The organism is Ralstonia sp. AU12-08 (assembly GCF_000442475.1).
GTDB classification, from domain to species: domain Bacteria; phylum Pseudomonadota; class Gammaproteobacteria; order Burkholderiales; family Burkholderiaceae; genus Ralstonia; species Ralstonia insidiosa.
The window spans coordinates 186,572-198,699 of the sequence record NZ_ASZV01000029.1; the positions used below are offsets into that span (position 1 = coordinate 186,572).

Here is a 12,128-nt window from a genome sequence, read left to right on the forward strand (position 1 = left end):
TCAGCCTTTGGTGCGCTCGGTCGGCTTGGTGTCAGCGGCACTATCGGTGACGCTACTGGCGTGCTTGGTGGCAGGCACCGGCTTGACGGCCATGCCGGCTTCCAGCGTTTGCATGCCGGGGATGGCAACACGCTCACCGCCGGTCAGGCCGCTCGTCACGAGCCACTGATCGCCGGCCAACGTTTGCGCAGCCACGGGTTGCGCCGCCAGCGTGTTGTCGGCCTTCACCACGAACACGGTCGCGCCATGGCGATCGCGCTGCAAGGCGCCCTTCGGAATCGTCACCGCGCCCTGCTGCACGGCGTGCGACAGCTTCACGCGGACGTACATGCCGGGCAGCAACAGGCCATCCGGATTCGGCAGCACGGCCCGCATCGAGACGTTGTCCGTCGCGCGGTCCACCGCCAGATCCGAGAACAGCAGTTTGGCCGGGCGCTCGTAGGCCACGCCATCGCTCAGGATCACTTGCACGCCAATGTCCTGCCCCGTCAATGCGGCAGCCTGCCCTTTCTTGAGAGCACGTTGCAAGGCAAGCACCTCGGCAGCAGGCTGGGCGAAGTCAACGTAGATCGGGTCGATCTGCTCGACCGTGGTGAGCGGCGTGGCGGCATCTTCCTTGACCAGCGCGCCTTCGGTCACCTGCGCGCGGCGCGAGCGGCCACCAATGGGCGCGGTAACCGTGGCATAGCCCAGGCGCAGTTGCGCGGTCTCCAGCGCGGCGCGGGCGGAAACCACGTCGGCTGCAGCCTGACGCTCGGTGGATTGCGCTTCGGCGTATTCGAGTTCGCTCACGGCGCGCGTGGCCGCCAGGCCCTTGTAGCGCGCGGCCTTGTCGCGGGCAATGGCGGCTTGCGCCTGCGCACGGGCGAGCGCACCCTGTGCCGCGTCCACCTGCGCCTTGAGCGGTGCGGGATCAATGCGGAACAGCACCTGGCCCGCCTTGACCACCTGCCCTTCTTCATAGGCGCGCTTGAGCACGATGCCATCGACGCGCGCGCGCACTTCTGCCGTGCGATACGGCTCGATACGGCCGGGCAACTCGGTCACCAGCGGTGCATCGGAACGCTGCGCAACCGCAAACTCGACTTCCGGCGGGCCGGCAGGTTTGGCAGCCTCATCAGCGTGCTTGCTGCAGGCCACCAGCGCGCCGAACACACCTACGCAGAACAACCACCGGAACGAACGGGAACCCTGGGACAACACAGAGAACATCATGGGAAAGGGGGCTGGGCGCGTGCGCGCCCGAGATATTGAAAAAGCGAAGCGGAAGGCTAGCACGCAGCCCCGCTACGGCTTGGTCGATTGATTTCCCAATCTGATCAAGACCTTACGAAGCAGGCACTTCCCCAAGGCGCCTGCGTACATGTACTGCGTGAAGCGGCGTCAGAACACGCGCCCCAACTGCAGGTAGACGTTCCACACGCCCTGCGGCGCCAGTGCAAAACCGAAGTACAACGGCCCGATCGGGCTGTTACCGCCGACGAACACGCTGCCACTCTTCAGGTAACCGCCGCGACCGAAGTTGTTGCGCAACTGCCAGACGTTGCCCGCCTCTGCACTCGCGCCAAAGACCGGTGCGCGCAAACCCAGCAGATCATCCACGCGCAGGTCGTACAGATAGGTCAGGCGGCCATACAGCAGGTACTGCCCGTTGAACTGGTCCTGCGCATAGGCAGAAAGGTGCTGGAAGCCACCAAGATAGAAACCCTCATTGGCGCCGTTACCACTGTTACCGCCGTTCTCCTGCGTCGGGCTGTTTGCGCCGAACTGCCCCGCCCCTTCCAGCGCGACGTTGAACGTGTGGCGCCCATAACTCGTCGCCCACAGGCCCTTGGCCTGGGCGATGTTGTACTTCTTGTCGGGCGAGCCGAAGCCTGCTTCCACGCTGCCGAACAGGTAGTAGCCCCTGCGCGGGAACAGCGCATCGTCAAGCTGGTCCAGTGTGAGCTGCGCACGGAATGCCGGCTGAGTGGCAGTCAGGGATGGAAGATTGAGCGCATCGACGATTTCGCCGGAGTCATCCGTCACCAGCGACAGGTAGTTGTAGGTCGCGTTTTTTTTCACGTAGTTCACCCCCAGCCGCAGCTCGCCCTTGCGGCCCAGTGGGATGCCCATGTCGACACCGGCACGCGTCGTTTCGATGGTGAGACTGTTGAACGGTCTGGCGTCTTTGGTTGGTGGCTGATCGTCAAAGTACTGATCCGAGCGGCGGCGTGAATACTCTGCATAGGGCGCGATATAGAACCCCCGTGCGGGCCACAATGGCTGCCGCAGCTCGGTATGGATGCTCGCCCGGTTGCTGCCGAGCACGATGTCGTTGCGCCACTCCAACCCACTCTGCGTAAGCCATGGATAACGATGGCCAAGGTTGATGTTGAACGCGCCGCGCCCATCGAAGTTGGTCGACATGCCCAAGCCGAACAGGAAGAACTGGTTGCCCCACGATTTCTCGTGCGCGTCGATCTTGAGCGTGTGCACACCGTTCTCTTCCACCAGACGCTGCGTCACGGTTTCAAAGTCGCCGGTCGTCGCCAGGGCCGACAGCTCGCGGTTGAGCTCTTCAGCGTTGTAGGGGTCACCCTCGCGCACCTTGAGCAGCTGGCGCACGCGCGCCACCGGCACGCGGCCGCTGGTGGTCACATCAATGGCATCGATGCGCGCATTCTCCGCCAGCACGCCCTGCGGCACGTGGGCAGCGCGGTAGGCCGCATAGGCCTGCGGCGAGATCGACAGCGCCGCCAGCTTGGCCTCGACGCCCCGCGCCGATTTCTCGCCCTGGGCCACACCCTGCGGGCCCTTGGCAAAGTCGGTGAACGACAACTCATTGAGCTGCGGTTCGATCAGCACGTCGCGCCCCCGCAACAGTGCCTTCTGCGCGCGCACGTTCTGGCCGACCAGGATGGTGATCATCTGCTGCGTCACCGCGGCCGGAGAGTCCAGGTCTTCCGGGCGCTGCAGGTCGGAGCCGATGTTGACGGCGATGATGATGTCCGCGCCCATGTCGCGCGCCAGCTGCACCGGCAGGTTGGCCACCAGGCCGCCGTCGACCAGCGTGCGCCCATCCACCTCGATCGGTGCAAACAGGCCGGGCACCGCCATGCTCGCGCGCATCGCCAACGGCAGCGAGCCGCGATCGAGGATCACCGGATCACCCGTGGCAAGGTCGGTTGCCATGGCCTTGAACGGAATCGGCAACTGCGAAAACTTGATGTTGTCGGGCCACTGCGCCGTCCAGTTCTTGAGCAGCGCCAGCAGGCGGTTGCCCTGCACCAGCCCGGCCGGCAGCTTGAGCTTGCCGTTGCCATAACCGGCAGACAGACCGATCGGATACTGAAAATCATCCTCACGCAGCGATTGGGGCAGCTTGGCGCGCTCGTTGCGGTCGAAGGCGATGTCGCTCAGGTCAACCTGGGTGAGCTTCTGCTCCAGCGCATCGGCCCGCAGGCCGCTGGCATAAAGCCCGCCCACCACGGCACCCATGCTGGTGGCGGCAATCACGTCCACGGGAATCCGCATGCGCTCCAGCGTTTTCAGCACGCCGATATGCGCATAGCCGCGCGCCCCGCCGCCCGACAGCACAAGGCCGATGCGCGGGCGCGTGGATTCGCTTTTCTCGGGTGTCGATGCGGCGTCGGACGCCGTCTGGGCGCGCGCTACCGGCAAGGACGCGACTAGCGCGATCAGCAAAACCAGCCCGGCAACGGCCAGGCGGCGCAGAGAGAGAGCCGTCAGGAAAGCCATGAAGGAAGGATCGATCGGGGCTGATTTGTTATCAAATGAAACTTTGCAGGCGCAATGATTCCACAACCCGGATTTACCCGGTGCAAATCCTGCGCACCGCACCAAGCCGCACAACATCGGGCGTCGCGCGCCGATGAATACTTTTCAGGTTGAAAGTGACAGAATATTGCGCAGAACCCGACACGCTTGTTCCTAAAATCCGCGTTCGCCTCGTTGATCTATCCAGACGCGGCCGCAAGAAGACGTTCGGTATCGCCAAGAACTGAAACGCCCAGAAACAGGAGGAGATCAAGATGTGGAATCAAGTCTATGACCCGCTCGGCAGTGCCGTGTGGTCAACCATCGCGGCCGGGGTACCGGTGGCCGTGCTGCTGTGTTCGCTGGCCTTCTTTCATATGCAGGCCCATCTGGCTGCGGGCCTGGCGCTGATTGTCGGCATCGGCATTGCGTCGTTCGTGTTTGGCATGCCGGCCGCCATGGCAGGCAAGGCAGCGGGCCTTGGCATCGTCTCCGGCCTGTTCCCGATCGGCTGGATCGTCCTCAACATCATCTTCCTGCACCGGCTCACCACCTTGAATGGGTCATTCAAGGTCTTGCAGAGCTCCATCTCGGGCATTACCGAAGACCGCCGCCTGCAACTGCTGCTGGTGGCGTTCAGCTTTGGCGCCTTCTTTGAAGGCGCAGCGGGCTTCGGCACACCGGTGGCGGTCACGGGCGCCATCCTGATCGGCCTGGGTTTCTCGCCGCTGGCGGCGTCTGGCCTGGCGCTGATCGCCAACACCGCCCCGGTGGCCTTCGGGGCATTGGGTGCGCCCCTCATCGGGCTGGCCTCGGTCACGGGGCTGGACTTGCTGAAGCTGTCGGCCATGGTGGGCCGCCAGTTGCCGTTCTTCTCGGTGCTGGTGCCGTTCTGGCTGATCTGGGCGTTTGCGGGCTTCCGCGGCATGCTGCAGATCTGGCCGGCGATCCTGGTGGCGGGCGTGTCGTTCGCCATTCCGCAGTTCCTGGTGTCGAACTTCCATGGCCCGTGGCTGGTGGACGTGATTGCGGCGCTGGTGTCGATGGGCTCGCTCACGCTGTTCCTGAAAGTGTGGAAGCCCAAGACCATCTGGACGTCGACGGCCCTGCGCAACCGTGAAGACAACTCCCGCGTCGATCCCGAAGCCGCCGCTGAAGCCCGCGAAGCCACCACTGCCACCGACGGCAAGATCAGCCGGATGCAAGCGTGGCTGCCGTGGGTGATCCTGACCGTCTTCGTATTCATCTGGGGCGTGCCGCAGTTCAAGGCGCTGGTCGACGGCATCTGGCAATTCAAGTTCCCGATTCCGGGGCTGGACAAGATGGTGGTCAAGGGCCCGCCGGTAGTCGCCAAGGAAACCAAGGAAGGCGCGGTGTTCCTCTTCAACGTGCTGTCGATGGCGGGTACGGGCATTCTGGTCTCGGCCGTCGTGGGTGGCCTGCTGATGGGCTATTCGATCCCGCGCATGCTCAAGGAGTACTGGAACACCATCAAGCTCACGCGCTATTCGCTGCTGACCATCTGCGCGATGTTCGGCATTGGGTACCTGACCCGCTACTCCGGTCTGGACGCCACGCTGGGCCTGGCCTTTGCGCACACCGGCGTGCTGTATCCGCTGTTCGGCACGATGCTGGGCTGGCTGGGCGTGGCACTCACCGGTTCGGACACGGCATCGAACGTGCTGTTCGGCGGCCTGCAAAAGACCACCGCCGAGCAACTCGGCCTGCCGCCGCTGCTGATGGCGGCGGCCAACAGTTCGGGCGGCGTGATGGGCAAGATGATCGATGCGCAGTCCATCGTGGTGGCCTCCACCGCCACCAAGTGGTACGGCCACGAGGGCGACATCCTGCGCTACGTGTTCTTCCACTCGATTGCACTGGCCTTCCTGGTGGGGCTGATGATCACGCTGCAGGCATACGTGGAGCCGTTCACGCACATGGTCGTGCATTGAAGACCCGGCGCTATCAGCACAAGAAGCCGCTCAAACCGAGCGGCTTTTTTTGTGCCGCCGCCAGCAACTGAGACCGCCAATGGACTTGGAACACGCCGCGCTCTTCACCCCGAATGCCCAGGCTCGGGCAAGGGTTCTTTCGCGCGCGTATGATGGTTCGCTCTTCCGCGCACGCCCCGCCCTGGGGCGTCGGTCCCTTCCTCCCGATCCGACATGCTGCTGCGCCGCCTGGAAAAGCTCGTTGACCCGTTCCGTCCCCTGCCCGACACCCAGCCTCCGGGCGACGTCTGGCGCTTCTACGCCCACTTCCTGCGCGAGGTGCGCGGCGTGTTCGCGCTCCTGCTGCTCGTGGGGCTGCTGGGCGCGTTGATCGAGGTCGCGCTGTTCGACTTCCTCGGCCGCATCGTCGACATGATCCAGGCGACACCCGGGGATGTGTTCTTCGCACGCCACCGCAACGAGCTGCTGTGGATGGCCTTTGTCGCGCTGATCGCCCGGCCGGTCATCTTTGGTCTGCACGATGTGCTGGTGCATCAGGTCATCAACCCGAACCTGTCGAACCTGATCCGCTGGCAGAACCACCGCTACGTGCTCAAGCAGAGCCTGACGTTCTTCCAGAACGACTTTGCCGGCCGCATTGCCCAGCGCATCATGCAGACCGGCTTTTCACTGCGCGATTCGGCCGTGCAGTCGGTGGATGCGCTCTGGCATGTGCTGATCTACTCGGTCAGCGCGCTGGTGCTGTTTGCCAAGGCGGACTGGTGGCTGGTCGTGCCGCTGCTGGTGTGGATCGGCTGCTACATCGCCGCGCTCAGCTATTTCGTGCCGCGCGTGAAGGCGCGCTCGGTCATCGCCTCGGAGTCGCGCTCCAAGCTCATGGGCCGCATCGTCGACGGCTACACCAACATCACCACGCTCAAGCTGTTCGCGCACACGCAGCACGAAGAAACCTATGCGCGCGATGCGATGGCCGAGCAGACCGACAAGACGCGCCTCTCGGGCCGCATGATCAGCGGCATGGATTTCACCATCACCGCCATGAACGGCCTGCTGATTGCGGGCACGACAGCACTCGCGCTGTGGCTGTGGAGTGAGGGCCGCGTGAGCGCCGGCACCATCGCGCTGACCACGGGGCTGGTGATCCGCATCAACAACATGTCGGGCTGGATCATGTGGGTGGTCAACGGCATCTTCGAGAACGTCGGGCAGGTGCAGGACGGCATGCAGACCATCGCCCTGCCGCGCACGGTGACGGACCGCCCCGATGCCAAACCGCTGCACGTCACACGCGGCGAGGTGCGCTTCGAGCAAGTGGGCTTTCACTACGGCAAGGGCAGCGGCGTGATCGAGGGGTTGGATCTCGTCGTACGCCCTGGCGAGCGCATCGGCCTGGTCGGCCCGTCGGGTGCGGGCAAGTCGACGCTGGTCAACCTGCTGCTGCGCCTGTACGACGTGGAGCGCGGCCGCATTCTGGTGGACGGCCAGGACATTGCCGTCGTCACACAAGAGAGCCTGCGCGCGCAAGTCGGCATGGTCACGCAGGATACGTCGCTGCTGCATCGCTCCATTCGCGACAACCTGCGCTACGGCAAACCCGACAGCACCGAAGCGGAACTGATGGAAGCCGTGCGCCGCGCACGCGCTGATGAGTTCATCCCGCACCTGTCGGATGCACAAGGCCGACGCGGCTTTGATGCGCTGGTCGGCGAGCGTGGTGTGAAGCTCTCGGGCGGCCAGCGCCAGCGCATTGCCATTGCGCGCGTGCTGCTCAAGGATGCGCCGATCCTGATCCTGGACGAAGCCACGTCAGCGCTGGATTCAGAAGTGGAAGCCGCGATCCAGGAAAGCCTGGAAACGCTGATGCACGGCAAGACGGTGATTGCGATTGCGCACCGCCTTTCGACCATCGCGCGGATGGACCGGCTAGTGGTGCTCGACGGCGGCCGCATCGTGGAGAGCGGCACGCATGCGGAGCTGCTGGCACACGGCGGTCTGTACGCCCGCCTGTGGGCGCATCAGACCGGTGGTTTTGTCGGGGTCGACTGAGCCTTACGACAGCCGGCGGCCCAGCGTTTCCGGCACCATCGCCAAGCCGATCAGCGACACCAGCCCGCACCCGATCACATACAGCGCGGGTGCGTTCGCATTGCCGGTAAGCTGGATCAGCTCGGTCGAGAAGAACTGCGCAAAGCCGCCGAAGATGGCGATGGCAACGCAGTAGGCAATCGACAGCCCGGTGGCGCGCAGCCGCTGCGGCAGCACCTCGCTCACGAGCACCATCGACGCCGGCGAGGTCATCGACATCGGCACCGACAGGCAGCCCACCACGATCAGCAGCCGCGCCAGCGAGGGCTCGGCGTTGATCAGTGCGAAGGCCGGATAGACCATGACCAGCAGCGCCACGCGCGACCACAGCACCACCTTGCGGCGCCCGACCTGATCTGCGAGCCAGCCCGCGAACGGTGACAGCAGCACCTGCACCACGGAAGCGACGCACGCCGCCCAGATGCCCAGCGACAGCGGCATGTGCAGCACGCTGACGGCGTAATTGCTGAGGTAGTAGACGATGATGTACGTCGACGAGGCCACGCCGATCATCAGCAGGATGCTCGCCACCAGTGCGCGGCGATGCTCGCGCAGGAGCGGCAGCGTTGCATCGGCTTCATGCGTGCTCGACGGTGCCGCAGTTTCCTCAAGACGGCGGCGGATGATGAGGCCGACCGGGATCACGAGAATGCCGATCAGAAACGCGACCCGCCAGCCCCACGACTCCAGCTGCGCCGGCGCCAGCACGTTGCTCAGCAGCAGGCCCACCAGCGCGCCGAACAGCGCGGCAAGCCCCTGGCTGAATGGCTGCCAGCTCGTGTAGAAGCCACGCGAACGGTCGTTGGCGTATTCGAGCAGCAGCGCGGTCGAGGCGCCCATCTCGCCGCCGATGGCGAAGCCCTGCACGAGCCGCGCGAGCACAACGAGAATCGGCGCGACGATGCCGATCTGCGCATACGTCGGCGTCACCACAAAGATCAAGGACGACAGGCCCATCAACCACAGCGTGAGCGCCACGGCCGGTTTGCGGCCTACGCGGTCGGCGTACATGCCGATCAGCAGACCGCCGAGCGGGCGCATCAGGAAGCCCACGCCAAACGTGGCGAAGGACATCAGCAACTGGCCCGTGGCGTTGCCGACCGGAAAGTACAGCCGGCCAATCAGCGTGGCAAAGAAGCTGTAGACCACGAAGTCGTAGAACTCGAGGCCGTTGCCGATGGTGATGGCAGCAATCGCACGTGGGCGCGACAGCGGGCGCTGGTGCGCCGCTGCGTCGCTGCCGGCCGTTCCGCCGTAAGACGGTGCGGTGGTGTTGTTGGACATGGGGGTGGTCTCCGGAATGATTGTTTTTAGGTCGACTGACTGGCTCAGACCCCGCTCGCCTCTTCCGCCAGCGCACCTGCGGCGGTCGGCTTGACGCGGAGGTACCACGCAGCCGACACCAGCGCCACCCAGCCTGCGCCGACGTACAGCGCCACGCGGGTGTCTTCCATGTAGCCCAGCACACCGATCACGAACAGCATGAAGGCGATGGCAAGTGCCGGACCGACCGGCCACAGCGGCACCTTGAACTTGAGCGCGTGCACTTCCTCGGCCGACAAGCGGCGGCGCATGGCCACCTGCGAGAGCAGGATCATCAGCCACACCCACACCGTCGCGAAGGTGGCAATGGACGCGATGATGAGGAACACGTTCTCGGGAATCAGATAGTTCAGCACCACCCCGCCCAGCAGCGCGCCAGCCATGGTCAGCACCGTCACCCAGGGCACGCCGTGGCGGGACGTTGCGGCAAAGATGCGCGGCGCCTGGCCCTGCTCAGCCATGCCGTACATCATGCGGCCCGCGCCGAAGATGTTGCTGTTGATAGCCGAGATGGCCGCCGAGATGACGATCAGGTTGAGGATCGCCGCGGCAGACTTGATGCCCAGGCCCGAGAAGATCTGCACGAACGGGCTGCCCTGGCCACCGATGCCCGTCCACGGGAAGATCGCCATCAGCACGCACATCGTCAGCACATAGAACAGCAGGATGCGCGCGGGCACGGCGTTGATGGCCTTGGGGATGACCTTCTCGGGGTTCTGCGCTTCACCGCCGGTGATGCCGATGATCTCGACGCCGCCGTAGGCAAACATCACCACCGCAAGCGAGGCGACGAGGCCACCCACACCGTGCGGCAGGAACCCATCGTGCGCCCACAGGTTGCTCAGGCCGGGCGCCTGCTCGCCGTTCATCTGTACGCCGAGGAACAGGATTGCGATGCCGCCGACGATCATCGCGCCAATCGCCACGATCTTGATCAGCGCGAGCCAGAACTCCATCTCGCCGAACACCTTGACGTTGCACAGGTTCAGCGCGCAGATCAGCATGACGATGCCGAGCACCCAGATCCACTGCGGCACATCGGGAAACCAGAAGCCCATATAGATGCCAAAGGCCGTCACGTCCGCCAGGCAGACGATCACCATTTCGAGGATGTACGTCCACCCCGTGAGGAAGCCGGCGAGCGGCCCGAGGTTGTCGCGCGCATAGCGCCCGAACGAGCCGGAGACGGGCTGGCGCACCGCCATTTCGCCCAGCGCGCGCATCACCATGTACACGGCCGCGCCACCGAGGATGTACGCCAGGATCACAGCCGGCCCCGCCAGTTGGATGGCCGATGCAGACCCATAGAAGAGGCCCGTGCCGATGGCCGAACCGAGCGCGAGAAAGCGGATATGCCGCGCGCGCAGGTTGCGTTGAAGGTGTTCCAATCTGTCTCCTGTCCTGTCTGGGTAAGCAAGGTGGCCTTTGGGGCTTACCGCTGCGGCATGCGGATCTTCGTCCGCTTGACACCAGTGCGGCGCGGCTCGGACACGCGACAGCACGCGCGCCGAAGCATAGCCACCATATCTAAGCAACATCGCAATAATTCGTATACTCTTGTATATACAATTAAAGCGGCACTAGGGTGTTCCCGAGGTTTCGAGAATAGGAAGTGCAGCGCACTCGATTTCTTGAATCGCGCGCCATGAAAAAAGGCGAACCCAGTTCGCCTTTTTGATCACCCGCGGCGCCGATGCATCGCGCCCGCCCTTAGACGCTAGACCCAGCCCAGCCCGCCCACGAGCGCGCCAAGCCCCACCAGCAGCAGCGGATGCACGCGCGTGAACGTGCAGGCCAGCACTGTCGCTACCGTCAGCACGATGGTGCCGATGCTGTGATCTGCCCCGCGCGTCAGCACCCAGCCGGTTGCGAACATCAGGCCGATGGTCAGCGGTGCCAGACCACGGCGGACCAGCGTGACCCAGCGGGCGTCGGGCGCACGGTCCATGACACGGGCAATCACCCCCGCAATCACGCAGGACGGCCCGCAGATGCCCACCAGGGCAACAATCGCACCGCCCAACCCAGCAGACTGCCAGCCGAACAGTTCGACAAACAGCACGTTCGGCCCCGGTGCAGCCTGCGAGATGGCATACATGGCGCTCAACTGCTCGCTGGTCATGTAGTGTCGCGTGTCGACCAGGAAGCGATGCATGTCAGGCAGCGTTGAGCTGGCCCCACCAATGGCGAGAAACGACAGCATCAGGAAGTGCCAGAACAGGTCGAACAGCGTGGTGAGGTAGCTCACCGCGTTGCCCTCCACTCCAGCACAAGTGCCAGCGGAATCAGCACCAGCATGACCGGCAGCAGCGGCCATTGCAGCACGCCAATCGCCAGGAACACCGCTAAGCCAATGCCGATGGCGCGCCACGTGCGCGACTGCCCTTGCGCCAGCCGGACGGCCGTCGAGAGCACCAGCCCCGCCGCCACCGCCGCCATACCCTTGAGCAGGTTCTGCACCAGGGACAGCGCGCTGAAGTGGTCGTACAGCATCACGATCAACAGCAGCAGCACAGCAGGCACGACCACCAGCCCGGACATCGCGGCAGCCGCCCCGCGCACGCCGTGGTAGCGGTAGCCGAGCATCACCGAGAGGTTGACGACGTTCGGGCCGGGCAGCACCTGGCCCAGGCTCAGGAGTTCAGCAAACTCAGCGTTGGTGAGCCAGCCATTGCGGTCGACGATGCCCGCGCGCGCAAATGGCAGCACGCCGCCGAAGCCTGACAACCCCATGCGCGCAAACTCGGTGAAGAGCTTGCTGCATGATGGCGTGCTTGCTGCCTGGATGGCGGTGTTGGTGTCAGGCTCGGCGCTCAGGTCGGTCATTGATTCAGGCGGCGAATCAAGCAGCTTCTGGCGCAGGCTTGGGCAGCGACAGCTTCGGCTCGCGCAGCTTGGGCTCCAGCGTCTTGCCCTTGCGTGCGCGCTTGCCGGCGTAGGCCTCTTGCGCGCGGGTCGTCATGGTCTGCTCGACCGCCTTGCCGCCGCGCGGGCCCGTTCCGGAAAGCA

8 protein-coding genes are annotated in these 12,128 nt (G+C 64.7%); 2 read left to right on the forward strand and 6 right to left on the reverse strand.

Going from position 1 to position 12,128, the window contains the following annotated elements; genetic code table 11:
• Together C404_RS45600 and C404_RS45605 are read right to left on the reverse strand one after the other, a co-directional pair.
• Positions 1–1,215: an efflux RND transporter periplasmic adaptor subunit gene (locus C404_RS45600; protein WP_021195451.1), complete on the reverse strand. Its 1,215-nt coding sequence runs from the start codon at positions 1,213–1,215 to the stop codon at positions 1–3.
• A 168-nt stretch (positions 1,216–1,383) separates the two neighbouring features.
• The gene (locus tag C404_RS45605) at positions 1,384–3,741 is read right to left on the reverse strand and encodes a patatin-like phospholipase family protein (RefSeq protein ID WP_021195452.1); all 2,358 of its coding nucleotides are present in this window, start codon (positions 3,739–3,741) and stop codon (positions 1,384–1,386) included.
• A gap of 293 nt (positions 3,742–4,034) precedes the next feature.
• Between C404_RS45605 and C404_RS45610 the strand changes: the two genes are divergently transcribed.
• Together C404_RS45610 and C404_RS45615 are read left to right on the forward strand one after the other, a co-directional pair.
• Positions 4,035–5,711 (forward strand): L-lactate permease, encoded by a 1,677-nt coding sequence (locus tag C404_RS45610; RefSeq protein ID WP_021195453.1) that lies wholly within the window; start codon positions 4,035–4,037, stop codon positions 5,709–5,711.
• Positions 5,712–5,924: 213 nt separating this feature from the next.
• Positions 5,925–7,757, forward strand: coding sequence for an ABC transporter ATP-binding protein (locus tag C404_RS45615; protein WP_021195454.1), 1,833 nt, complete (start codon positions 5,925–5,927; stop codon positions 7,755–7,757).
• A 3-nt stretch (positions 7,758–7,760) separates the two neighbouring features.
• Here C404_RS45615 and C404_RS45620 read toward each other — a convergent pair whose 3' ends face one another.
• From C404_RS45620 to C404_RS45635, 4 genes are all read right to left on the reverse strand, one after another.
• On the reverse strand, positions 7,761–9,080 hold the full coding sequence (locus C404_RS45620; protein WP_021195455.1) for an MFS transporter: 1,320 nt from the start codon (positions 9,078–9,080) through the stop codon (positions 7,761–7,763).
• Between the two features lie 44 nt (positions 9,081–9,124).
• Positions 9,125–10,507, reverse strand: a complete 1,383-nt coding sequence (locus C404_RS45625; RefSeq protein ID WP_021195456.1) for an amino acid permease — start codon at positions 10,505–10,507, stop codon at positions 9,125–9,127.
• A gap of 329 nt (positions 10,508–10,836) precedes the next feature.
• Positions 10,837–11,382 carry a chromate transporter gene (locus C404_RS45630; protein ID WP_021195457.1) on the reverse strand — a complete coding sequence of 182 codons (546 nt, stop codon included), beginning with the start codon at positions 11,380–11,382 and terminating at the stop codon, positions 10,837–10,839.
• Positions 11,364–11,945, reverse strand: a complete 582-nt coding sequence (locus tag C404_RS45635; RefSeq protein ID WP_021195458.1) for a chromate transporter — start codon at positions 11,943–11,945, stop codon at positions 11,364–11,366. The genes C404_RS45630 and C404_RS45635 overlap by 19 nt, the downstream gene beginning before the upstream one ends.
• Positions 11,946–12,128: the final 183 nt, after the last annotated feature.

Excerpts from the sequence above, each read along its gene's own strand:
- C404_RS45600 (WP_021195451.1), bottom strand. The coding sequence starts at position 1,215 with ATGATGTTCTCTGTGTTGTCCCAGGGTTCCCGTTCGTTCCGGTGGTTG.
- C404_RS45605 (WP_021195452.1), bottom strand. The coding sequence starts at position 3,741 with ATGGCTTTCCTGACGGCTCTCTCTCTGCGCCGCCTGGCCGTTGCCGGG.
- C404_RS45610 (WP_021195453.1), top strand. The coding sequence starts at position 4,035 with ATGTGGAATCAAGTCTATGACCCGCTCGGCAGTGCCGTGTGGTCAACC.
- C404_RS45615 (WP_021195454.1), top strand. The coding sequence starts at position 5,925 with ATGCTGCTGCGCCGCCTGGAAAAGCTCGTTGACCCGTTCCGTCCCCTG.
- C404_RS45620 (WP_021195455.1), bottom strand. The coding sequence starts at position 9,080 with ATGTCCAACAACACCACCGCACCGTCTTACGGCGGAACGGCCGGCAGC.
- C404_RS45635 (WP_021195458.1), bottom strand. The coding sequence starts at position 11,945 with ATGACCGACCTGAGCGCCGAGCCTGACACCAACACCGCCATCCAGGCA.